This is a genomic window from Streptomyces varsoviensis (assembly GCF_000718635.1).
Taxonomy (GTDB): domain Bacteria; phylum Actinomycetota; class Actinomycetes; order Streptomycetales; family Streptomycetaceae; genus Streptomyces; species Streptomyces varsoviensis.
In genome coordinates this window covers 975,100-999,035 of record NZ_JOBF01000003.1, presented here as the reverse complement: position 1 = coordinate 999,035, position 23,936 = coordinate 975,100, and the positions used below count along the sequence as shown (strand labels likewise).

At 72.7% G+C, this 23,936-nt stretch carries 14 protein-coding genes; 8 read left to right on the top strand and 6 right to left on the bottom strand.

The window, feature by feature from the left end:
* The first annotated feature begins 53 nt into the window (after window positions 1-53).
* The 3 genes from IF55_RS08775 to IF55_RS08765 all read left to right on the top strand — a co-directional run bounded on the left by IF55_RS08775 (window position 54) and on the right by IF55_RS08765 (window position 2,923).
* Window positions 54-908: a ComF family protein gene (locus tag IF55_RS08775; RefSeq protein ID WP_037962509.1), complete on the top strand. Its 855-nt coding sequence runs from the start codon at window positions 54-56 to the stop codon at window positions 906-908.
* A gap of 326 nt (window positions 909-1,234) precedes the next feature.
* A complete protein-coding gene (hpf, locus tag IF55_RS08770; protein ID WP_030874949.1) occupies window positions 1,235-1,930 on the top strand; it encodes a ribosome hibernation-promoting factor, HPF/YfiA family in 696 nt (231 codons plus the stop codon).
* A 234-nt stretch (window positions 1,931-2,164) separates the two neighbouring features.
* Entirely contained in the window at window positions 2,165-2,923 is a 759-nt protein-coding gene (locus IF55_RS08765; RefSeq protein ID WP_030874950.1) for a response regulator, read from the top strand.
* Between the two features lie 37 nt (window positions 2,924-2,960).
* On the opposite strand, the gene IF55_RS08760 is transcribed toward IF55_RS08765, so the two are convergent.
* Both IF55_RS08760 and IF55_RS08755 read right to left on the bottom strand, forming a co-directional pair.
* The gene (locus IF55_RS08760) at window positions 2,961-4,181 is read right to left on the bottom strand and encodes a winged helix-turn-helix domain-containing protein (protein ID WP_030874952.1); all 1,221 of its coding nucleotides are present in this window, start codon (window positions 4,179-4,181) and stop codon (window positions 2,961-2,963) included.
* 90 nt (window positions 4,182-4,271) lie between these two features.
* Window positions 4,272-4,865 carry a GNAT family N-acetyltransferase gene (locus tag IF55_RS08755; RefSeq protein WP_030874954.1) on the bottom strand — a complete coding sequence of 198 codons (594 nt, stop codon included), beginning with the start codon at window positions 4,863-4,865 and terminating at the stop codon, window positions 4,272-4,274.
* Window positions 4,866-5,277: 412 nt separating this feature from the next.
* Here IF55_RS08755 and secA point away from each other — a divergent pair, with 412 nt between their 5' ends.
* On the top strand, window positions 5,278-8,139 hold the full coding sequence (gene secA / locus IF55_RS08750) for a preprotein translocase subunit SecA (RefSeq protein WP_030874956.1): 2,862 nt from the start codon (window positions 5,278-5,280) through the stop codon (window positions 8,137-8,139).
* Between the two features lie 89 nt (window positions 8,140-8,228).
* On the opposite strand, the gene IF55_RS39700 is transcribed toward secA, so the two are convergent.
* Window positions 8,229-8,750: an Rv3235 family protein gene (locus IF55_RS39700; protein WP_078643851.1), complete on the bottom strand. Its 522-nt coding sequence runs from the start codon at window positions 8,748-8,750 to the stop codon at window positions 8,229-8,231.
* Window positions 8,751-9,043: 293 nt separating this feature from the next.
* Between IF55_RS39700 and IF55_RS08740 the strand changes: the two genes are divergently transcribed.
* Complete coding sequence (locus tag IF55_RS08740; RefSeq protein ID WP_030874960.1) at window positions 9,044-9,550, top strand: DUF6912 family protein; 507 nt, start codon at window positions 9,044-9,046, stop codon at window positions 9,548-9,550.
* Between the two features lie 27 nt (window positions 9,551-9,577).
* A complete protein-coding gene (locus tag IF55_RS08735) occupies window positions 9,578-10,252 on the top strand; it encodes an HAD family hydrolase (RefSeq protein WP_030874963.1) in 675 nt (224 codons plus the stop codon).
* A gap of 29 nt (window positions 10,253-10,281) precedes the next feature.
* Here IF55_RS08735 and IF55_RS08730 read toward each other — a convergent pair whose 3' ends face one another.
* Complete coding sequence (locus IF55_RS08730; RefSeq protein ID WP_030874966.1) at window positions 10,282-10,848, bottom strand: DJ-1/PfpI family protein; 567 nt, start codon at window positions 10,846-10,848, stop codon at window positions 10,282-10,284.
* Window positions 10,849-11,277: 429 nt separating this feature from the next.
* On the opposite strand from IF55_RS08730, the gene IF55_RS08725 reads away from it, so the two are divergent.
* Window positions 11,278-16,269, top strand: a complete 4,992-nt coding sequence (locus tag IF55_RS08725) for an NAD-glutamate dehydrogenase (protein WP_030874967.1) — start codon at window positions 11,278-11,280, stop codon at window positions 16,267-16,269.
* Window positions 16,270-16,577: 308 nt separating this feature from the next.
* The gene (locus IF55_RS08720) at window positions 16,578-18,116 is read left to right on the top strand and encodes a glycosyltransferase family 39 protein (protein ID WP_169767191.1); all 1,539 of its coding nucleotides are present in this window, start codon (window positions 16,578-16,580) and stop codon (window positions 18,114-18,116) included.
* A gap of 54 nt (window positions 18,117-18,170) precedes the next feature.
* On the opposite strand, the gene map is transcribed toward IF55_RS08720, so the two are convergent.
* Window positions 18,171-18,953 carry a type I methionyl aminopeptidase gene (map, locus tag IF55_RS08715; protein ID WP_030874972.1) on the bottom strand — a complete coding sequence of 261 codons (783 nt, stop codon included), beginning with the start codon at window positions 18,951-18,953 and terminating at the stop codon, window positions 18,171-18,173.
* 117 nt (window positions 18,954-19,070) lie between these two features.
* Entirely contained in the window at window positions 19,071-23,657 is a 4,587-nt protein-coding gene (locus IF55_RS35940) for a bifunctional glycosyltransferase/CDP-glycerol:glycerophosphate glycerophosphotransferase (protein ID WP_051776018.1), read from the bottom strand.
* Between the last annotated feature and the right edge of the window lie 279 nt (window positions 23,658-23,936).

Below are 23,936 nucleotides of genomic sequence, written 5' to 3'. Positions count from 1 at the left end.
GGGAGTTATCCACAGGGGTGGCAGGGGCGGGCGGACAGCGGGACAGTTGATCCATGCGGGGGTGGTGGCAGGAGCTCGTCGGCCTGGTGCTGCCGGTGGACTGCGCGGGGTGCGGTGCGCCGCGGGTCGTGCTGTGCGATGCCTGCCGGGAGGCGTTGTGCGGGCGCGCGGCCCGGCGGGTGTGGCCGGAGCCGGTGCCGCCGGGGCTGCCCGCTGTGTACGCGGCGGCGGCGTACGCGGACGAGGCACGGTCGGTGTTGCTGGCGCACAAGGAACGGGGGGTGCTGCGGTTGGCGGAGCCGCTGGGGGCGGCGCTGGCGTCGGGGGTACGGGCGGCGGTCGGCGGCGAGGTGGTGCGGGACGCCTGGGGCGGCGGTGCGGGACCACGGGCCGGGGCCGTGGACGGGGGCGGAGCGGGGGCCCGTGGTGATGCGAGCAGGGTGCGGGGGAGGAGTGCGCGTGAAGCTGATGGAGTCGGTGTGGGCATGGCTGGGGGGACTGGTGAAAGTCGTCGGCTGGTGCTCGTTCCGGTGCCGTCCGCGCGGTGTGCGGTCGCCGCGCGCGGGCACGATCCCAGTCGGCGCATCGCACAGGCCGCGGCCCGCGAGCTGCGGCGCGCGGGGTGGCCCGCGGCGGTCTGCGCGGTGCTCCGGCAGCGCCGTCCGGTGGCGGACCAGACGGGCCTGGGCGCCCGTCAGCGGCTGGCGAACCTGGCCGGTGCCCTGGAGGTCGCCGCCGGTGGTGAACGGGCGCTGACGGCCGGGCCAGTGCTGCTGGTGGACGACCTGATGACCACGGGTGCGTCGCTGGTCGAGGCGGTACGGGCCGTGGCGACGGCCGGCGGCCGGGTCGCGGGGGCCGCGGTGGTGGCCGTTCCCCGCCGGGCGTTCGGCGTAAACGTGAAATAAACCGGAACTGACAGGGAAGTTGCATCGTTGCTGGTGATAACGGTGAGAAATCACCTGAACGGAGGTATGGGGAAGTAGGGGGTGCCGACATCCGTCCGGGCGAGTTATGTTCGGTTGTGAGGAATGGCAGGCGCTATGACTCGTACCTCCGATTGGCGCGCTTCGCGTGCTTTCGAAGAAGCTTGAATTCGGTGGGGTGTAGATCTTGCCGACGGGGGAGGAGGAGGTGAAAGCCGCCGAGTCGGGGGCTCCAGTTTCCTCTGGGGTCTAATGCAAGAGGATGCGCTCCGCACGTTCGGCGGAGCGTTCCGGGAACGGAGTTCTGCGTGGACATCGTCGTCAAGGGCCGCAAGACCGAGGTGCCGGAGCGGTTCCGCAAGCACGTGGCCGAGAAGCTGAAGCTGGAGAAGATCCAGAAGCTCGACGGCAAGGTGATCAGCCTCGACGTCGAGGTGTCCAAAGAGCCCAACCCCAGGCAGGCCGACCGCTCCGACCGAGTGGAGATCACGGTGCGTTCGCGTGGCCCGGTGATCCGGGCGGAGGCCGCCGCTCCGGATCCGTACGCCGCGCTCGACCTGGCCACCAGCAAGCTGGAGGCGCGGCTGCGCAAGCAGAACGAGAAGCGTCACGAGCGCCGCGGCAGCGGACGCATCCCCGCGAGCGATGTCGCGGTGTCCGTCCCCGATGTCGCGCGGATCGATGACAGCGGCGAGCTCTCCGTCGACGGGGCGGCGCACGCCGGCGAGGTGCCGGTGACGCGGATGGGCTCGATCGAGATTCAGGGCGAAGGGCCCCTCGTGGTCCGCGAGAAGACGCACGCGGCGGCCCCGATGACGCTCAACCAGGCGCTCTACGAGATGGAGTTGGTCGGGCACGACTTCTATCTCTTCGTGGACTCCGACACGAAGCAGCCCAGCGTCGTCTACCGCCGGCACGCCTACGACTACGGCGTCATCCACCTCAACGCCGACCCGCTCTATGACGTGGAGCCCGGTGGCGCGGGGGGCGCGCTCGGCGGCTGACCCGGCGCGGCCGGCCGTACGGAGGAGCGTGGGGCCGGCCCGTCGTGCCCGTGGTGGCACCCCTCGGGGCGTGTGTGCGCCCCCTGGGGCGCCCCCGTGCGACCACGGGAGCGCCGCGGCACCGCCTGGGCATGAAATCATGACCGGGTGGCCAACCGGCGGACTGCCGAGACCGGTTGACGCCGCGCAGCAGCGTGCAACCGCGAAGGGCCATGGCCTTCAGGGGGAGGAACGATGGCGGACAGCTTCGGGCCCGTGTCCGGTGAGGGCGGCGTCTCAGGCGAGGACGGCGTCGTGACCGGGGTCGGCATGGACGGGGGCGGGCCCCGTAAGGAGCCCATCCGGGTCCTCGTGGTGGACGACCACGCGCTCTTCCGCCGGGGGCTGGAGATCGTCCTCGCCCAGGAGGAGGACATCCTGGTCATCGGCGAGGCCGGGGACGGGGCCGAGGCCGTGGACAAGGCCGCCGACCTGCTGCCCGACATCGTGCTGATGGATGTGCGGATGCCCAAGCGGGGCGGTATCGAGGCGTGTACCTCCATCAAGGAGGTGGCCCCCAGCGCGAAGATCATCATGCTGACGATCAGCGACGAGGAGGCCGACCTCTACGACGCCATCAAGGCCGGCGCCACCGGCTATCTGCTCAAGGAGATCTCCACCGACGAGGTGGCGACGGCGATCCGGGCCGTCGCGGACGGGCAGTCGCAGATCAGCCCGTCGATGGCGTCGAAGCTCCTGACCGAGTTCAAGTCGATGATCCAGCGCACGGACGAGCGCAGACTGGTGCCCGCGCCCCGGCTCACCGACCGGGAGCTGGAGGTCCTCAAGCTCGTCGCCACGGGGATGAACAACCGCGATATCGCGAAGGAGTTGTTCATCAGCGAGAACACCGTGAAGAACCACGTCCGCAACATCCTGGAGAAGCTCCAGCTCCACTCCCGCATGGAGGCCGTGGTCTACGCGATGCGGGAGAAGATCCTGGAGATCCGGTAGCCGGGGCCGCTGCCGGCGGCGGGCCGGGCGGTCGCCGTCAGGCGAGGGCGTCGACCAGGGCCTTGGCGAGGGCCGGGTCGTCGCAGCGGTCCACGCGGACCGTGTCGCAGCCCACCCACTCCGCCGCCTCCCGCAGCGCCTGGGCCATGGGGGCCACCGCCTTGCCGCCCGCCATGGAGATCTGACGGGCCACCAGGGTCGTGCCCTCGCGGGCCGGGTCCACGCGGCCGAGCAGTCGGCCGCCGGACAGCAGCGGCATCGCGAAGTAGCCGTGCACGCGCTGCGGCCGGGGCACGTACGCCTCCAGCCGGTGGGTGAAGCCGAAGATCCGCTCCGTGCGCGGGCGGTCCCAGACGAGGGAGTCGAAGGGCGAGAGCAGCGTCGTACGGTGCCGGGAGCGCTTCCCGGCGGACTCGGCCGCCAGCGCCGCCGGGTCGGCCCACGCGGGCTTGGCCCACCCCGCCACCTCGACCGGCACCAGGTCGGTGTCCGCCACCACCGCGGCCACCTGGTCGTTCTTGAGACGGTGGTAGTCGGCGAGGTCCGCGCGGGTCGCCACGCCCAGCGCCGCGCCGGCCTGGGCGACCAGCCGCCGTATGCACTCGGTGTCGTCCAGCTCGTCGTGGCGCAGCTCGTCCGGGATGGCGCGCTCGGCCAGGTCGTACACCCGCTTCCAGCCGCGCCGCTGGGTGCAGACGACCTCGCCCGTGTCGAGCAGCCACTCCACCGCGATCTTGGTCTCGGACCAGTCGTACCACTCGCCGCCGTTCTTGGCGCCGCCCAACTCCGTGGCCGTCAGGGGGCCTTCCGCCTTGAGCCGGTCCCGTACGGCCGCGCAGGAGCGTTCGGAGTCCTCCAGGACATGCCAGCGGTGGCCGCGCGCGAGCCGGGCGCGGCGGCGGAAGGCGAAGTGCGGCCACTCCTCGACGGGCAGCACGCACGCCGCGTGCGACCAGTACTCGAAGCTGCGCCCGTGCGACCAGTAGGCGGACTCCACGGCCGTACGGCCCACCGCGCCCAGGCGCGCGTACGGCACCAGCTCGTGGGAGCGGGCCAGGACCGAGATGGTGTCGAGCTGCACCGCGCCCAGCCGCCGCAGCACGCCGCGCACCCCCGCCCGCCGGTCCGGCGCGCCCAGCAGCCCCTGCGCCCGTAGCGCCATGCGGCGCGCCTCGTCGGCGGAGAGCGTCACTTCGGGCGTACGGGCGGCGGGCTTACGGGGCGCGGGCGCGCGGTCCTTCGGGGCGGTGGTCGTCATGCCGATCACCCTAGGGGCGGGCACTGACAATCGGCCGGGCGGCCGGTTCCGGCCCTGGGCCCGCTCCGGGAACGGGCCGGAGGGGGGAGGTCAGGCGCGGTCCGGGTACGGGAGGTACGGGGTCTTCGTCGGGCGGCCGAGGTCGGAGGGGAGCAGGGAGCCGATCCATATGTCCCGCCGGGTCCCCTCGCGGACGAGCTTCGAGCGGAAGGTGCCCTCCATCTGGAAGCCCGCCTTGAGGGCGACCGCGCGGGACCCCTCGTTGCCGGCCTCCGCGTGCCACTCCAGGCGCTCGACGCCGAGGTCCTCGAAGGCCCAGCGGATCATCTCGCGGGCCGCCTCCACGGTGTAACCGCGCCCGCGCTGCTCCTTGGCGGTCCAGTAGCCGATCTCGGCCTGGTGCCCGGGCGCGGGCAACTGGGCGAGCCGCACCAGGGCCATGGTCCCCACCAGGACGCCCTCGTCCGCCGTGAAGACGCCGAGGGTGTAGTTGGAGTCGTCCTGCCAGCCGGCCGGGGCGGCGCGCCCGATGAATTCCTCGGCGTCCTCGCGCGTATAAGGGGAGGGGACGCTGGTCCAGCGCGGGATGTCCGGCTCCTGGCAGGCGGCGTGCACCGCCGCGGCGTCGTCGAGTCTCAGGGGGCGCAGCACCAGGCGTTCGGTGGTGAGAGTCACGGGTTCCATGAGCGAAGTCTCCGCTGCCGCCGCCGCCCGGCGCGAGCGGATTCCCGCCCTGCCGCCGCGGCAGCCGCAGCGCCCGTACGTCTGCCATGCCCGTACGTCTGCCATGCCCGTACGTCTGCCATGCCCGTACCTCTGCGGCGGCCGTACCCCTGCCGCGGCCGTACGTCCGTCGGTCCTGCCGCCCGCCCGCGGCGGGCCCCGCGCCGGGCCCCGCGGCGGGCGTGCTCGTGGCACCTTCGGCCAGTGCCGCTCGTTGCACAGGAGGGTGACACCGGGCCTTCGCGGCGGCGGACCTCCCGGCGCGGCGGGGTCCTCGCTTACGATGGCCGTTGCGGTGGGGCCTGCCCCCTTGAAAAAATGCCGCGCCAGCGCACCGACCGTGCCAGGCCCGACCGGCAAGGAGCCAGCCTACGTGTCCGTCTTCAACAAGCTCATGCGTGCAGGCGAAGGCAAGATCCTGCGCAAGCTGCACCGCATCGCGGACCAGGTCAATTCCATCGAAGAGGATTTCCTCAACCTCTCCGACGCCGAGCTGCGCGCCCTGACGGACGAGTACAAGCAGCGGTACGCCGACGGCGAGAGCCTCGACGATCTGATGCCCGAGGCGTTCGCCACGGTCCGCGAGGCCGCGAAGCGGGTGCTCGGCCAGCGCCACTACGACGTGCAGCTGATGGGCGGCGCGGCGCTGCACCTCGGGTACGTGGCCGAGATGCGCACCGGTGAGGGCAAGACCCTCGTCGGCACGCTCCCCGCGTATCTCAACGCGCTGTCCGGCAAGGGCGTCCACCTGATCACGGTCAACGACTACCTCGCCGAGCGCGACTCGGAGTGGATGGGCCGGGTCCACAAGTTCCTCGGGCTCGAGGTCGGCTGCATCCTCGCCAACATGACGCCGGCGCAGCGCCGCGAGATGTACAACCGGGACATCACGTACGGCACGAACAACGAGTTCGGCTTCGACTACCTGCGCGACAACATGGCGTGGTCGAAGGACGAACTGGTGCAGCGGGGCCACAACTTCGCGATCGTCGACGAGGTCGACTCGATCCTCGTGGACGAGGCCCGTACGCCGCTGATCATCTCCGGCCCGGCCGACCAGGCCACCAAGTGGTACGGCGACTTCGCGAAGCTGGTGACCCGGCTCACCAAGGGCGAGGCCGCGAACCCGCAGAAGGGCATCGAGGAGACCGGGGACTACGAGGTCGACGAGAAGAAGCGCACCGTCGGCATCCACGAGTCCGGCGTCTCCAAGGTCGAGGACTGGCTGGGCATCGACAACCTCTACGAGTCGGTCAACACCCCGCTCGTCGGCTACCTCAACAACGCCATCAAGGCCAAGGAGCTCTTCAAGAAGGACAAGGACTACGTCGTCATGGACGGCGAAGTCATGATCGTCGACGAGCACACCGGCCGTATCCTCGCCGGCCGCCGCTACAACGAGGGCATGCACCAGGCGATCGAGGCGAAGGAAGGGGTGGACATCAAGGACGAGAACCAGACGCTCGCCACGATCACCCTGCAGAACTTCTTCCGCCTCTACGAGCGCCACGACCAGAACGGGAAGAAGATCCCGGGCCTCTCCGGCATGACCGGTACGGCCATGACCGAGGCCGCCGAGTTCCACCAGATCTACAAGCTCGGCGTGGTGCCCATCCCCACCAACCGGGCGCTCGCGCGCATCGACCAGTCCGACCTGATCTACCGCACCGAGGTGGCGAAGTTCGCGGCCGTGGTCGAGGACATCGCGGAGAAGCACGAGAAGGGCCAGCCGATCCTGGTCGGCACCACCTCCGTGGAGAAGTCCGAGTACCTCTCCCAGCAGCTCGCCAAGCGCGGCGTGCCGCACGAGGTGCTCAACGCCAAGCAGCACGACCGGGAGGCGTCGATCGTCGCCCAGGCGGGCCGCAAGGGCGCGGTCACCGTCGCCACCAACATGGCCGGCCGCGGTACGGACATCAAGCTCGGCGGCAACCCCGACGACCTCGCCGAGGCGGAGCTGCGCCAGCTCGGCCTGGACCCCGTGGAGAACGCCGAGGAGTGGGCCGCCGCGCTGCCCGCCGCCCTGGAGAAGGCGGAGGCCGCGGTCAAGGCGGAGTTCGAGGAGGTCAAGGAGCTGGGCGGGCTGTACGTCCTGGGCACCGAGCGGCACGAGTCGCGCCGTATCGACAACCAGCTCCGCGGCCGCTCCGGCCGGCAGGGCGACCCGGGCGAGTCCCGCTTCTACCTCTCCCTCGGCGACGACCTGATGCGGCTGTTCAAGGCCGCGATGGTCGAGCGCGTGATGGCCATGGCCAACGTCCCGGACGACGTGCCGATCGAGAACAAGATGGTCACCCGCGCCATCGCCTCCGCGCAGTCCCAGGTCGAGCAGCAGAACTTCGAGACCCGTAAGAACGTCCTGAAGTACGACGAGGTCCTCAACCGCCAGCGCGAGGTCATCTACGGCGAGCGCCGCCGCGTCCTGGAGGGCGAGGACCTGCACGAGCAGGTCAAGCACTTCATGGCGGACACCATCGAGGCGTACATCCAGGCGGAGACCGTCGAGGGGTTCGCCGAGGAGTGGGACCTCGACCGGCTGTGGAGCGCGTTCAAGCAGCTCTACCCGGTGAAGGTCACGGTGGAGGAGCTGGAGGAGGCGGCCGGGGACCGCGCGGGCATCACCGCGGACTTCATCGCCGAGTCGATCACCGACGACATCTACGCCCAGTACGAGGCGCGCGAGGAGGAGCTGGGCTCCGACATCATGCGCGAGCTGGAGCGCCGCGTCGTGCTGTCCGTACTGGACCGCAAGTGGCGCGAGCACCTCTACGAGATGGACTACCTCCAGGAGGGCATCGGCCTGCGCGCCATGGCCCAGAAGGACCCGCTGGTCGAGTACCAGCGCGAGGGCTTCGACATGTTCAACGCCATGATGGAGGGCATCAAGGAGGAGTCCGTCGGCTACCTGTTCAACCTGGAGGTCCAGGTCGAGCAGCAGGTCGAGGAGGTCCCGGTCGAGGACGCGCAGGAGCCCACGTCGCTGCGGAAGGCCCCCCAGGAGGCCGTGCCGGCGGGGCAGCGGCCCGAGATCCACGCCAAGGGGCTCGACGCCCCGCAGCGCCCGGACCGGCTGCACTTCTCCGCGCCGACCGTGGACGGCGAGGGCGGCGTCGTGGAGGGCGACTTCACCAGCACGGACACCCCGGCCCGTTCCGAGTCGGACGGCCTGACGCGCGCCGAGCGCCGCAAGGCGCAGAAGAACGGCGGCAACGGCGGGCGGCGGCGCAAGAAGTAGCCGGTACCGGCGGTCGTACGGCGCGGGGCGGGGCACGGAGGTCGTGTCCAGCCCCGCGTTCGTGCGTGCGGGGGGCGGGGGAGGGGCGTTCAGACGCGGGACGGCTCGCCCAGCTCGACCGCCGAACAGCGCCAGCGTTCGTCCGCGCCGCGCTCCAGCCGGAAGGCCAGCGCCCGCAGCCGGTCGCCGGAGGCGATACGGGCGAACGCCTCGATCACATCGGACCGGGGGCGGAACTCGTCGCAGTACCGCACGACCGGGGCGCTGCCGCCCGGCGCCGCCGGCCGCAGCGGGGCCCGCGGGGCCAGCTCGACGATACGGTCGTAGGCGGGGCCCAGGGTGTGGCCGAGCATCCAGTGCGCGGGCCGCTGGCCGCTCAGGGTGAGCAGCAGCCGGTTGGCGAACCAGTAACGGGGCAGCCGCTCGCGCTCGTACCGCCGGGTCGCGAGGTCCGCGCCGGGCCGGCGGGCGTCGCTCCGGCGGGGCGGCGCGGTGCGCCCGGGGGGCCTGCCGCCGCTGCCGCTGCCGCCGGGCGTCCTGGCGGCCGTCGGCCGGCCGGTCGTCCTGCCCGTCGTCCTGTTCGCCGGTCCGCTGCTCGTCGTCCTGTGCACGCTCTTCGCCCCCGTCGGGCCGGCCCGGCGCTCGATACCGGGCAGTAGCTTTGTCGGGGATCTTCTATCCGCGCCGTTCCGGCGGCGGCAAGGGCGCCGGGGGCAGCCCCGGTACCCCGGTGAATTCACCTATCAGGGGCGACCCGACGGCGGGCGGGACGTTTCGCCGCCGCGAGCGGGCAGCTCACCAGGGGCGTACGGGCGTCCGCACCGGGTACGTCCCGGCACCCCGAAGGGGGACGCACGCCCGTATGCTGGCCCCGTATTCGTAAGCCTTGAGGAAAGCGGCGGTCATGCGCGTCTACGTCCCTCTGACCCTCCCCGGCCTCGCCGCGGCGCACAAGGCGGGCGAGGTCGGCCCGGCCCCGCTGCACGCCTACGCCGTCACCCCCGCCCTGCGCGAGTGGTACGTCTCCGACGACATCGAGGAGCTGGAGTACGCGGCGCTGAGCCGCGCCGCGCAGGCGTCCCTGCGCCGCATCGCCGCCGACCCGGAGGCCCCCCGCAAGCGCGTCGTCGTCGCGGTCGACGTGCCGGACAAGGACGCGGTGGCCGACCCGGACCGCGGGCTCGACCAGTCCGCGGTCGGCGAGGTGCGGCTCGCCTCCGCGGTGCCGCTGTCCAAGGCCGCCGCGGTGCACATGGACGCCGACGAGGCGGAGGCGGACGTCACGGCGGCGGCCGCCGCGCTGGGCGCCGCGGACCACGGCGACGACGACGCGCAGTTCACGGTGGACGGCGCCGAGGACCACGAACTGCTGTGGTTCGCGACGCAGGAGATCCCGACTATCGTCGGCTGACCGTTTGCGGCTGGGTACCGTCTGGTCATGAGAACGCGCACCGCACACATCGTCTGGGACTGGAACGGCACGCTTTTTCACGACATCGACGCGGTGATGTCGGCGACGAACGCCGCCTTCGCCGAGATCGGCCTGGAGCCGATCACGCTGGAACGTTACCGCGAGCTGTACCGCGTGCCGATTCCGCGGTTCTACGAACGGCTGCTGGGGCGCCGGCCCACCGAGGCGGAGTGGGAGCACATGGACGTCGTCTTCCACCGGCACTACCGGGCCCACCTGGCGCGCTGCGCGCTGGCCGAGGGGGCCGAGTCGCTGCTGGCGAGCTGGCAGGGGGCGGGCGGCACGCAGTCGATCCTGTCCATGCACGGCCACGACGACCTCGTCCCGCTGGTACGGGGCTTCGGGATCGAGCCGCGCTTCGTACGGGTCGAGGGGCGGCGGGGGCCGTCCGGCGGCAGCAAGAGGGAGCACATGGGGCGTCACCTCGCCGAGCTGGAGCGGGAGCTGGAGGGCATACGGGCGGGACGCACGGTGGTGATCGGCGACGCGCTCGACGACGCGGAGGCGGCTCGGGGGGCGGGGGCGCTGGCGGTTCTCTACACCGGCGGCAGCCACAGCCGGGCCAGCTTGGCGGAGGCCGGGGTTCCGGTGGTGGACAGCCTGTCTGAGGCGGTGGCCTTGGCGGGGGAGATGGTGGCTTGAGCCCGAGCCTCATCGACGTACGCCGCTGCCTACGTCGCCGGGGCCTTCGTTCGTAGGACCGTCAGGAATTCGCGCATCCAGGCGGAGTGGTCGGGCCAGGCTCGGGAGGAGACCATGGTGCCGTCGACGACGACCTCCGCGTCCTGGAACTCGGCGCCGGCGGCCTGCATGTCGAGTTCGAGGGCGGGGTACGACGTGACGCGGCGGCCGCCGAGGCCGCCGACGGCGGCGGTGATCAGCGGGCCGTGGCAGATCTGGGCCACGGGCTTGTCGGCGTCGAAGAAGGCCTTGAGGATCTTGCGGAGTTCGGCGTCGTTGCGCAGGTACTCCGGGGCGCGTCCGCCCGGTACGACCAGGGCCGCGTACGCGCCGGGGTCCACCTCGGTGAAGGCGAGGTCGGCGGGCCAGGTGTAGCCCGGCTTCTCGGTGTAGGTGTCGAAGCCGTCCTCGAAGTCGTGCACGACGAACCGCAGCTTCTTGCGGGTCGGGGCGGCGATGTGGACCTCGTACCCCTCCTCGCGCAGCCGCTGGTACGGGTAGAGCACCTCCAGGGACTCGGCCGCGTCCCCGGTCACGAGCAGGATCTTCGCCGTCATGGCGTCCGCCTCCGTGGTGTCGGAGCTGGTGTCGGAGCTGTTGGGTCGTGCCGGCTCCATTGCAGTTGTTCGGGGGCCTTGTCAAGAGTGTGGATGTGGCCTGCGTCGCTGTCCAGAACGTCGAAGTCGGCCCCTCGGTTTTGTACACAAACGGCCCGTGACGTGCCCCCCGTCAGGAGCGATAGCCTTACTGGGTGATCAGCGCGATATCTCGCGGGGGCGACGAGGCCTCCGCCCTGCGCCCGGAGCACCACCGTGCCCGGGCAGCCGCTGATCCCTTCGACCGGGTGCGTTCCCCGAAATTGGCGGAGAACGGTCCGGTCTTCTCTCATTCCGGCATAACGTCGATTACGACCGGACACCCCGTGCCGCGGCGTGATGCCACCGCCATCGATGTCACGCAACGGCGCGCGACAGGAGCCAGAGGACATGCAGACCAAGCTGGATGAAGCCAAGGCCGAGCTGCTCACACGGGCCGCCCGGGTCGCCGAGACCACCCCCTCCGGGAGTCCACATCCGGTCCAGGGGCTCGACCCGGATACCCTTACCGCGTATCTCCAGCGCTACTACCTGCACACCGCTCCCGAGGACCTCAGCGGCCGCGACCCGGTCGATGTCTTCGGTGCCGCGCTTTCCCACTACCGGCTGGCTGAAACCAGGCCGCAGGGCACGGCCAACGTCCGGGTGCACACCCCGACGGTCGAGGAGAACGGCTGGACGTGCAGCCACTCCGTCGTCGAGGTCGTCACGGACGACATGCCGTTCCTGGTCGACTCCGTCACCAATGAGCTCTCCCGTCAGGGCCGCGGCATCCATATCGTGATCCACCCGCAGGTGATCGTCCGCCGCGATGTCACCGGCAAGCTGCTGGAGATCATCGGCAACAACTGCGAGAACCACGGCGCCTCCCCCCAAGCGAAGCTGCCGCACGACGCGCTGACCGAGTCCTGGATCCACGTCGAGATCGACCGCGAGACCGACCGCGGCGACCTCAAGCAGATCACCTCCGACCTGCTGCGCGTCCTGTCGGATGTCCGCGAGACCGTCGAGGACTGGCAGAAGATGCGGGAGGCCGCGGAGCGGCTGGCCGACGGGCTGCCCGCCGAGCCGACCGACGACGTCGACCAGCAGGACGTCACCGAGGCCCAGGAGCTGCTGCGCTGGCTCGCCGCCGACCACTTCACCTTCCTCGGCTACCGCGAGTACGAGCTGGTGACGGCCAAGACCGACGGTGACGAGGAGGACGCGCTCACCGCCGTGCCCGGCACCGGCCTCGGCATCCTGCGCGCCGACCCCTCGCACCAGAACGAGGGCCACCACGCCGGCCCCCACTCCCACCTCGGCCGCCCGGCGTCGCCGTCCTTCAGCCGGCTGCCCGCCGACGCCCGCGCCAAGGCCCGCGAGCACAAGCTGCTCGTCCTGACCAAGGCCAACAGCCGCGCCACCGTGCACCGCCCCTCCTACCTCGACTACATCGGGGTGAAGAAGTTCGACACCGAGGGCAACGTCATCGGCGAGCGCCGCTTCCTGGGCCTGTTCTCCTCGGCCGCGTACACCGAGTCCGTACGCCGCGTCCCCGTCGTGCGCCGCAAGGTCGCGCAGGTCCTCGCCGACGCGGGCTTCACGCCGGACAGCCACGACGGCCGCGACCTGCTCCAGATCCTGGAGACCTACCCGCGCGACGAGCTGTTCCAGACCCCCGCCGACGAGCTGCGCTCCATCGCGACCTCCGTCCTCTACCTCCAGGAGCGCCGCCGGCTGCGGCTGTTCCTGCGCCAGGACGAGTACGGGCGCTACTACTCCGCCCTCGTCTACCTGCCCCGCGACCGCTACACCACGGCGGTGCGGCTGCGGCTGATCGACATCCTCAAGGAAGAGCTCGGCGGCATCAGCGTCGACTACACCGCGTGGAACACCGAGTCGGTCCTCTCCCGGCTGCACTTCGTCGTCCGCGTCGAGTCGGGCGCCGCCCTCCAGGAGCTGACGGACGCCGATGTCGACCGCATCGAGGCGCGGCTGGTGGAGGCCGCCCGGTCGTGGGCCGACGGCTTCGCCGAGGCGCTGACCGCGGAGGTCGGCGAGGAGCGCGCCGCGGAGCTGCTGCGCCGCTACGGCCAGGCGTTCCCCGAGGGCTACAAGGCCGACCACTCGCCGCGCGCCGCGGTCTCCGACCTCCAGCACCTGGAGAAGCTGACCACGGCCGGCGGCGACCACGACTTCGCGCTCAGCCTGTACGAGCCGGTGGGCGCGACCGCCGGCGAGCGCCGCTTCAAGATCTACCGCACGGGCGAGCCGGTCTCGCTCTCCGCGGTGCTGCCCGTGCTCCAGCGGCTCGGCGTCGAGGTCGTCGACGAGCGCCCGTACGAGCTGCGCTGCTCGGACCGGTCGACCGCGTGGATCTACGACTTCGGGCTGCGGATGCCCGAGCACATCGCGGGCGACGACGCGCGCGAGCGGTTCCAGGACGCCTTCGCGGCGGTGTGGACCGGCCGGGCGGAGAACGACAACTTCAACAACCTGGTGCTGCGGGCCGGCCTCGACTGGCGGCAGGCGATGGTGCTGCGCGCGTACGCGAAGTACCTGCGGCAGGCCGGCTCCACGTTCTCCCAGGCGTACATGGAGGACACCCTCAGCACCAACGTGCACACCACGCGGCTGCTGATGAACCTCTTCGAGGCCCGGATGGCCCCCGAGCGGCAGCGCGCCGGGCACGAGCTGATCGACGGGCTGCTGGAGGAGCTGGACGGGGCGCTCGACCAGGTCGTGTCGCTGGACGAGGACCGCATCCTGCGCTCGTTCCTCACCGTCATCAAGGCCACCCTGCGCACCAACCACTTCCAGCTCGGCGAGGACGGCCGGCCGCACGGCTACCTGTCCATCAAGCTCGACCCGCAGGCCATCCCGGACCTCCCCGCGCCCCGGCCCGCGTACGAGATCTGGGTGTACTCGCCCCGCGTCGAGGGCGTGCACCTGCGGTTCGGCAAGGTCGCGCGCGGCGGGCTGCGCTGGTCGGACCGGCGCGAGGACTTCCGTACCGAGGTGCTCGGCCTGGTCAAGGCGCAGATGGTGAAGAACACCGTCATCGTGCCGGTCGGCGCGAAGGGCGGCTTCGTCGGCAAGCGGCTGCCCGACCCGTCCGTGGACCGCGACGCGTGGCTGGCCGAGGGCGTCGCCTGCTACAAGACGTTCATCTCCGGCCTGCTCGACATCACCGACAACCTGGTCGGCGGCGAGGTCGTGCACCCCAAGGGTGTCGTCCGGCACGACGAGGACGACACCTACCTCGTCGTCGCCGCCGACAAGGGCACCGCGACCTTCTCCGACATCGCCAACGAGGTCGCCGAGTCGTACGGGTTCTGGCTCGGCGACGCCTTCGCCTCCGGCGGCTCGGCGGGCTACGACCACAAGGGCATGGGCATCACCGCCCGCGGCGCCTGGGAGTCCGTCAAGCGGCACTTCCGGGAGCTGGGCCACGACACGCAGCGCGAGGACTTCACGGTCGTCGGCGTCGGCGACATGTCCGGCGACGTGTTCGGCAACGGCATGCTGCTCTCCGAGCACATCCGCCTGGTGGCCGCCTTCGACCACCGGCACATCTTCCTCGACCCGACCCCCGACGCGGCCACCTCGTACGCCGAGCGCCGCCGCCTCTTCGAGCTGCCGCGCTCGTCCTGGGCCGACTACAACACCGAGCTGCTCTCCAAGGGCGGCGGCATCCACCCCCGCTCGGCGAAGTCCATTCCGGTCAACGCGCAGGTGCGGGAGGCCCTCGGCATCGCGGCGGGCGTCACCAAGATGACCCCCGCCGAGCTGATGAAGGCGATCCTCAAGGCGCAGGTCGACCTGCTCTGGAACGGCGGCATCGGTACGTACGTCAAGGCGTCCACCGAGTCGCACGCGGACGTCGGCGACAAGGCCAACGACGCGATCCGGGTGGACGGCGCGGACCTGCGGGTGCATGTCGTCGGCGAGGGCGGCAACCTGGGCCTCACCCAGCTCGGCCGCATCGAGTTCGCGCTGAGCGGCGGCCCGGCCTCCACCGGCGGCAAGATCAACACTGACGCGATCGACAACAGCGCCGGCGTGGACACCTCGGACCACGAGGTGAACATCAAGGTCCTGCTCAACACGGCCGTCGCCGAGGGCGACCTCACCGTCAAGCAGCGCAACAAGACCCTCGCGCAGATGACCGACGAGGTCGGCGCCCTGGTGCTGCGCAACAACTACGCGCAGAACGTGGCCCTGTCCAACGCGGTCGCCCAGGCGCCCAGCCTGCTCCACGCCCACCAGCGGATCATCCGCCGGCTGGTGCGCGACGGGCACCTGGACCGCGCGCTGGAGTTCCTGCCCACCGACCGGCAGATCCGCGAGCGGGTCAGCTCCGGCCGCGGCATGACCCAGCCGGAACTGGCGGTCCTGCTCGCCTACATCAAGATCACGGCCTCCCGTGAGCTGCTGACCACCACGCTGCCCGACGACGAGTACCTGCAGTGGCTGCTGCACGCCTACTTCCCGCAGGAGCTGCGGGACCGGTTCGGGGAGCGGATCGACAAGCACGCGCTGCGCCGCGAGATCATCACGACGGTGCTGGTTAACGACACCGTCAACAGCGGCGGCTCGACCTTCCTGCACCGGCTGCGGGAGGAGACCGGGGCGTCGCTGGAGGAGATCGTGCGGGCGCAGACCGCGGCCCGCGAGATCTTCGGGCTCGGCTCCGTCTGGGACGCCGTGGAGGCCCTCGACAGCGAGGTGCCCGCCGACGTCCAGACCCGCATCCGGCTGCACTCGCGCCGGCTCGTCGAGCGCGGCACCCGCTGGCTGCTGAACAACCGGCCGCAGCCGGTGCAGCTCGCCGAGACCATCGAGTTCTTCAAGGACCGGGTGCGGGGCGTCTGGGCCGAGCTGCCCAAGCTGCTGCGCGGCGCCGACCAGGTCTGGTGGCAGTCCATCCGCGACGAACTCGTCGAGGCCGGGGTGCCGGAGGAGCTGTCGGAGCGGGTCGCGGGGTTCTCGTCGGTCTTCCCGGCGCTGGACATCGTCGCCATCGCGGACCGTACGGGCAAGGAGGCGCTGTCCGTCGCGGAGGTCTACTACGACGTCGGCGACCGCCTGTCGATCACCAAGCTGATGGACCGGATCATCGAGCTGCCGCGCGCCGACCGGTGGCAGTCGATGGCCCGCGCCTCCATCCGCGAGGACCTGTACGCGGCGCACGCGGCGCTCACCGCCGATGTGCTGGCGGCGGGCAACGGCTCCTCGACGCCCGAGCAGCGCTTCAAGGCGTGGGAGGAGAAGAACGCGGCGATCCTGACGCGGGCGCGGACGACGCTGGACGAGATCCAGGGCTCGGACGCCTTCGACCTGGCGAACCTGTCGGTCGCGATGCGGACGATGCGCACGATGCTGCGTACGCACAGCTAGCGCGGGGCGCGTACGCGCGGCCGGCTGGTGGCGCGTACGCGCGGCTCGCTGGTGGCGCGTACGTACGGCCGACGGCGCCGTTCGCGTACGGCCGTCGGCGCGCCGCGTCTGCACGGCTGACGTGTGCGGCGTGCGTACGACTGGTGCGTGCCGCGTACGCACGGCCGGCGCGTAGCGCGTACGCGCGGTCAACGCGAGGTGTCCTCGTGGTGGCCGCCGCGTGAGGACTTCGGGCCGCCCGGTTTCCACCGGGCGGCCCGTGCCTGTCACATGGGCAGATAATGCGATTAGGCCCGCAGAATCGTTCCATGTACGGATTCACCGCACCGGCGGCGACGGCCGCCGGGCGCGTACGGCCCCTCCGCACCGACCACGACCCCCTCGGCCCCGCCGAGCCGCCCCGGCGCGCGATCACCGCCGCCGCCGTCCTGCTGCCCGCCGCCGTCATGCTCGGCCTCGGGCTGTGGGGCCTGGACCGCGGCGGGATGTGGCGCGACGAGGGCGCCACCTTCCAACTGGCCCGGCGCTCGCTGCCCGAGCTGTGGCACGCACTCGGCCACGTCGACGCCGTGCACGGCCTCTACTACCTGCTGATGCACTGGCTCCTCGGCGGTCCCGCCGGCCTCGCCGGCCTCCCCGACGAGATCGCGCTGCGGCTGCCCTCCGTGCTCGCCGCCGCGTGCACCGCCGGGCTCGTCGCCGCCATCGGCTGCCGCCTCGCCCGCCCCCGCGTCGGCCTGTGGGCCGGGTTGCTCTACGCCTGCACGCCGTTCGCCGGCCACTACGCGCAGGAGGGCCGCTCGTACGCGCTCGTCGCGGCCGGAGCGGCGTTCGCGACCTGGCTGCTGATCCGCGCGGCCGGCGCGGGGGCTGCCGCCGGCCGGTGGGGCGCCTACGGCGCCGCGTGCGCGGTGACGTTCCTGCTGCACGAGTTCGCGGTGCTGCTCCTCGCCGCGCACGCCACGACGCTGCTGCTGTGCCGCGTGCCCGTACGGACCTGGCGCGGCTGGGGGAGCGCGGCCGCCGCCGCGGTGGCGGCGCTCGTGCCGCTGGCCCTGCTCTCCGGGCGGCAGAGCGGCCAGGTCGCCTGGATAGGGACGCCCCGGCTCGCCGACGCGGAGGCGCTGCTGCGCGCGTTCGCGGGCCCCAGCTCCCTCGTCCTCGCCGTCAACCTGCTGCTCGCCGCCGTCGCCGTGGCCCGCCCGCGGCCCCGCCCCGGCCGGCTCGATCTGGCCGCGGTGGCCTGGCCCCTGGCGCTCGTACCGCCCGCCCTGCTCTTCGCCGCGGCCCAGTGGCAGCCGGTCTTCGTCGACCGCTACCTCCTCTACTCCCTCGCCGGGGCGCCGCTGCTCGCCGCGGCCGGCGCGGACCGCCTCGCCGGCCGGCTGCCGTGGCGGCGCGGTGCGGCGGCGGCCGGCGTCGCCGCCATCGCCGCCGCCCTGTGCTGGCAACTGCCGATCCAGCAGCGCGAACGGCTGCCCACGAGCCGCGCGGACGACCTCAAGGCCGTCGCCTCGGCCTTCGCGCGCCTCGCGAGACCCGGCGACACCGCCCTGTTCCTCCCGTCGTACGAGCGCCGGGTCGCCCTCGCCTACCCGCGGGACTTCGCCGGCGTCCGTGACGCCACGCTGCTGCGCTCCGGCGCGGCCACCGGGACCCTCTACGGCACCGACGCCGCCGCGCCCGGACTCCGCGCCCGCCTCGCCGGGCTCGACCGCGTATGGGTCGTCTCCGGCCCCGGCGCCGGCCGCGAACGGGCCCGTACCGCCGTGCTCGACAGCCTCTTCACCCGGAAGTCGGTGGTGCGGGTGCGCGGCGGGTCGGTGGCGCTGTACGTGCGGCGGTGACGGGCCGCTGTGAGGTATGGGGTCACGGGCCCGGGCCCATGAAGGTCCGGGGGCCTACGGCCGCGCCTGCGTCGGCAGGGTGAGGATCTCGGCCCCGTCGTCGGTGATGGCGATGGTGTGCTCGCTGTGCGCGGTCCGGCAGCCGGTCGCGCTGCGGAGCGTCCACCCGTCCGCGTCGGTGACGAGCTCGGCGGTGTCCGCCATGATCCACGGCTCCAGCGCCAGCAGCAGCCCCGGGCGCAGCGTGTATCCCCGGCCCGGTCGGCCGGTGTTCGAGACGTGCGGGTCCTGGTGCATCGTCGACCCGATGCCGTGGCCGCCGAACTGGGTGTTGATCGGGTACCCGGCTTCGGTGAGGGTCGTGCCGATGGCGTGGGAGATGTCGCCGATACGGGCTCCGGGCCCGGCGGCGGAGATCCCCGCGGCCAGCGCGCGTTCGGTGGCGCTGATCATCGCGACGCTCTCCGGGGGCCGGGCGTCGCCCACGATGAAGCTGATGGCGGCGTCCGCGGCGACTCCGCCCTTGGAGACGGCGAGGTCGAGGGTGAGCAGGTCGCCGTCGGCGAGCGGGTAGTCGTACGGCATGCCGTGGAGGACGGCGTCGTTGACGGCCGTGCAGATGTAGTGGCCGAACGGGCCGCGGCCGAAGGACGGCGCGTAGTCGACGTAGCAGGACGTGGCGCCCGCCTCGACGATCATCTTCTCCGCCCACCGGTCGATGTCCAGCAGCGTCGTGCCGACCGTGCTGCGGTTCTTCAGCGTCTGAAGGATGTCGCCGACCAGGGCGCCGGTGGTTTTGGCCCGCGTCAACTGGGTGGAGTTGAGGATCTCGATCATGAGGCGCCCTTCGTCGGCATCCAATAACTATACCGGCATTACTATACCGGCGCCGGGCGGGGCGCCATGGCCGGGGCACCCGGCGCCCGCTGTCCCCTGCCCCCGGACGCCCCCCTCTCAGGGCGTGGCCGCCAGCAGCCCGTCCACGGCCCGGGCCGCGGCCCCGCCGTCGTCGAACGGGCAGTACGCGGCGCGGAAGCGCCGGTAGGCCGGGGCGTAGCTGATGGCGACGCGCTCCACGTCGCGCAGGGCGTCCACGAGGTCGTCGGTCCCGGTGAGCTGGGGGCCGGGCGCCTCGGACACGAAGTCGGTGGTGAAGCCGCGCACGGTGTCGCGGAACCGCGCGAGGTCGGGGGTGAGGTAGAGGAGCGGCCGGCCGGTGTTGGCGAAGTCGACGGCCAGCGAGGAGTAGTCCGTGACCAGCACGTCGGCGGCCAGCAGCACATCGGCCGCGTCCGGATGCGCCGAGACGTCCCGCAGGAACGGGCCCCGGCGCGCCGGGACCTGGTCGGCCACCAGGGGGTGGCTCCGTACGAGCAGGACGTGGTCCGCGCCCAGCGCGGACTCGGCGCGGGCCACGTTCAGCGGCAGGTGCAGGCGGTAGTGCCCGGTGTCGTACGCGCGCTCGTCGCGCTGCGTCGGCGCGTACAGGACGACGCGCTTGCCGCGCGGGATGCCCAGCCGGCGGCGGAGGGCCGCGGCCCGCTCGGCGCGGTCGGCGGCGAAGAGCGCGTCGGTGCGCGGCAGCCCCGTCTCGGCGATCTCGCCGTGGTAGCCGAGGGCCCGCCGGAAGACGCGGGTGCTGTGCGGGTTGGCCGACAGCAGGGTGCTCCACTGCGCCCCCGGGTCGGGCGCGGGCCCGGACGGGGCCAGCTCGGCGCAGAGCGTCCCGGCGAGGTCCGCGCCGATGCGCTTGAGCGGGGTGCCGTGCCAGGTCTGGAGGACGTACTGGCCCTCCCGGCGGCGGAACCACGGCGGCAACTGCGTGTTGGTGACGATCCGCCGGCTGCGGGCGAGCGCCTCGTACCACTCGGCGCTGCCGAGGATCAGCGCGCGGGCCGTGGGCGGCACCTCGAACTGCCGGTCGCGCACCACCCACAGATGCTCGACGTCCGCGCCGCGCCGCACCAGCTCCTCGTGGACGGCGCGCGGCGAGTCGGAGTACCGGCGGCCCCCGAAGCTGCTGTAGAGGACCGTGTCGCGGAGCGGGAGCGCGGCGCGTGCCGGGTACGTACGCTCCCGGAGCAGCCGCTGCCGGTACGGGCCCCGGTCCGCGAGCGGCACGGCGGAGCCCGCCTCGACGAACACCCGGTCGTGGAAGCGCCGGTCCACGGTGAAGGTCTTCCCGGCGACGGTACGGGCCTCCGGCAGCCCCGCGAACAGCTCCGGCGCGAGCCGTACGGGCATCCCCTCGCCCGCGTCCCGCGCATCCCGCGCGCTCCCCCCGCGCCCCCGTACGAACAGATACCAGCGCCCCTCCCGCAGCGGCACCGTCCCGCTCGCCGCGGCCACTTCCCCCGGCCGCAACACAGCCACAAACCGCCGCCGCCCCAACGGCCCCCCCTCCGCCAAACGGCCTCCGGCCCGGTCGGCAGCGACACGCTCCCGCACCCGGTCGCCGGGGGCGGGGACCCCCGCCGGGCCGGGAGCGAAGTCGTTTCCCGCCTGCTCGGGGGCGAAGCGGCTCTGCACCTGGTCGGTGGTGAAGGGGCTTTCTGCCCGGGCGGGGGCGGGGAAGTCTCCCACTCCGTCGGCGGGGAGGTGGCTTCCCGCCCGCTCGGTAGCGGGGGAATCCTTTGCCCGGTCGGCGGTGAAGCGGCCCGCCGCCTGATCGGAGGAGACGTGACGTCCCGTTTGTTCGGGGGCGAAGTGGCCCGCTGCCTGGTCGGTGGTGGAGGGGCCTACGGCCCGGTCGGCGGCGAGGGGGGCTCCCGCTGCTTCGGCGGGGAGGCGGCCTCCTGTCTTGTCGGTGGGGGAGGGGCCCGCCGCCCGCTCGGTGGTGAAGGGGGCCCATGGCCCCTCGGCGACGAAGTCGCCACCCGCCTGGTCGGGGGCGGAGGGAGACCTTGCTCCCTCGGTGGTGGAACGGGCCCCCACGTCCCCCGCGCCATCGGCGGCGAGGGAGTGTTCCGTCCGCTCGACGGCGGAGGGCCGGCCGCACGCCCGGCCGGTTCCGGATCGGTGGCCGGAGGCGTCTGCCGTCAGGTGATGGTCCGGGCCGTCGGGCGCCGTACGAGGGGCCGAGCCCGCGCTGGGGGAGTGGTGGCCGGTTCCGGTGGCCGGGGGGAAGGGGCCGGTTGCGGGGGGCGGGAGGTAGTGGGCGGCCTCCGCGGCCGGGGGGAGGCGGCGGTGGGCCTCGGTGGTGGGGGAGCCGTGCTCGGTGCCGGTAGCCGGGGGGTGGCTGCCGGTACCCGTGGTGGGGGAGCCGTGTTCGGAGTCCGGGGCGCGGCCGCCGCAGGCGCAGGCGCCGTCGCAGCCGGCCGCGGGCCCGGCGCGGCCCGGTGCTGGAGGACGCTCGGCGGGCCCCGTGGCCTCGTCGGAGGCCGTGCCCTTGCCATCACGCGCGCCGCCGTCGGCGTCCGCGTCGCGCCGCTCGCAAGGGAACGTCACTTCAGCGGCGTGGATGCTGTGCCGCAGGACCAGTTCCAGCTCGGCCGGGGCCGCGGCGGGCAGTTCGCCCTCGACGGTCAGGGAGCCGTCGTCGTGCCAGGTGAGGAGGTCCGCGATGGGCTGCGGGGCGCGGTCGTGCAGGACGACGTGTTCGTCGGCGGTGGCGGCGACGATCAGCTCCCGGCCGTCGGCCAGCGGGTAGCGGCCGGGCCGCGGGGCGGCGGCGGTGGCGATGCGGGCGGTGCGGGAGTCGGCGAGTACGAGCACGGGGTCCCAGGACGAGGTGTCCCGCAGCCGTACTTCCTTGGGGTGTTCGCCGGGCGCGGGCCGCGCGGCGGTGAGGTCGGCGAGGCGGATGCGGGCGGTGGCCCGTACCCCCTCGTAGTCGTCGAGGCGGCAGCTCACCGGGGTTTCGAGGACCGTTCCGGAGCTGCGGTGGGTGAGCCGGAGCGCCACCGGCTCGCAGGCCGACTCGTCCGTGATGTCCAGTTCGATCTCGCCGCCGCCGACCGCCCGGTGGCCCGTCAGCCGCCGTTCGGCCCACTCCACGGACAGCAGCAGCCGGCCCTTCTTGAACCAGGGCACCAGCCGGGTGCCGTCGCCGAGTTCGCCCGGCGGCGGCCACGCGCCGGAGCCGGTGCCGAGCGAGCGCAGCGGGGCCCGGCGCACGACGCCGGACGCGGCGACGACCACGTCCACCTCCCAGCGGCCGGGCCGCCACCGCTCGTCGCCCGCGAGCCGTTCGGGGTCGATGGTGATCTCGAAGCCGGACCAGTCGTAGCAGTGCTGTTCCTGCCGGGAGTCGTGGGTGGCCTCCGGCATGTGGACGGTGCGCAGCGGCATCAGCAGCCGGTGCCGGCCGGAGGTCACCAGCGCGGTCTTGAGGGTCCGCAGCCGGGAGGCGGCGCCGAGGTTGCGGATGTAGGCGTAGCCGCGGATCACCAACTTGCCGCGGTGCCAGAGGATTTCCCGCACCCCGGTCCGTACCGGGAAGTCCTCGGAGGTGAGCCGGGTGACGGACGACGGCAGTGGTACGGGCGTGCCGTCCGCGCCGGGCAGCACGGCGCGCTTGCGCAGCGGCAGGCCCTGCACGAGGAAGCCGGCGGCGTTGCGCCGCTCGTATTCGAGGACGGCGAGCAGGTCGGCGAGCCGCCGTTCCCGGATGAGCTGCCATTTGACGCGCAGGTCGACGGGGAGTTCCTTGAAGAGTTCGGGGTCGACGCGGCTCGCCCAGTCCCGGGCCCGGTCCATGAAGACGGCGCGGTAGTCGGTGTCCGCCGTCGGCAGCCGGTCGACGAAGTGCGGCAGGTCCTCGATGAGCACCGACCGGTCGTAGTCGCGTTTATACGCCGACCAGCGGGTGTTGGCGGGGTCGGCGAGGAACCGCGAGACGTGGTCGACGGAGGCGATGCGGTCGCGCACCATGCGCGGGCCGGTGCGCCGCCGGGGGCCGTCGCCCTCGCGGACGCGCCAGTAGTAGACGTGCTCGTGCAGGACGTCCACGGCCTCGGCCAGGAAGTGCGCGGGGATGGTCAGCGGCGTGTCCTCGTACAGCACGCCCTCGGGGAACGCGAGCCGGTGCCGGTCCCAGAAGGTGCGGCGGAACACCTTGTTCCAGGCGGTGTGGTCGGACAGCAGGCCGAGGTCCTCGGTGATGTGCGTGGCGGTGCGGGTGCGCCGCAGGTGGCGGTGTTGCCACGCCTGGCTGCGGCCGGCCGCCGTGAGCAGGTAGACGTTGCCGGTCGCGAAGTCCGAGCCGGAGCCGTCGAGAAGGCCGACCAGCCGTTCGTACGCGCGCCGCGGCAGCACGTCGGCGCTGTCCGCGAACGCCAGGTACTCCGTGCCCGGCGCGGCGTGCCGGACGCCGGTGTTGCGGGCGTGGCCCGTACCGTGGTTGTGCTGGCGCACGAGGCGGAAGCGTCCGTCGCGCTCGGCGAAGGCCCGCGCGATGTCCGGGGCCGCGTCGGTGGACCCGTCGTCGACCACCACGACGTCCAGCTCGCGCAGGCTCTGCGCGGCCACCGACGCCAGGCATTCCCACAGGTGTTGGGCGCCGTTGTGGACGGGGATGACGACGGTGAGCCGGGGCGACATGGCGGCAGTTCACCCCTTTGCGGGCGGATGATGGGGTACGGGGCGAACGGTTCAACTCCCCATCGACGTTACGGTCACCCTCGGCTGGGCCGAACGGGTGAGCCGTGAGGGCGGCACCGCGTGAGCGGCCGGTGGCCCGGGGGTGAACACCCGGTTGCCGCCTCCGTTTTCGCGCCCCCGGCCGCTTCACCCGCCGCGCCGCGTCCGCTTCGCCGCGTCCGCTTCGCCGCGTCCGCTTCGCCGCGTCCGCTTCGCCGCGTCCGCTTCGCCGCGTCCGCT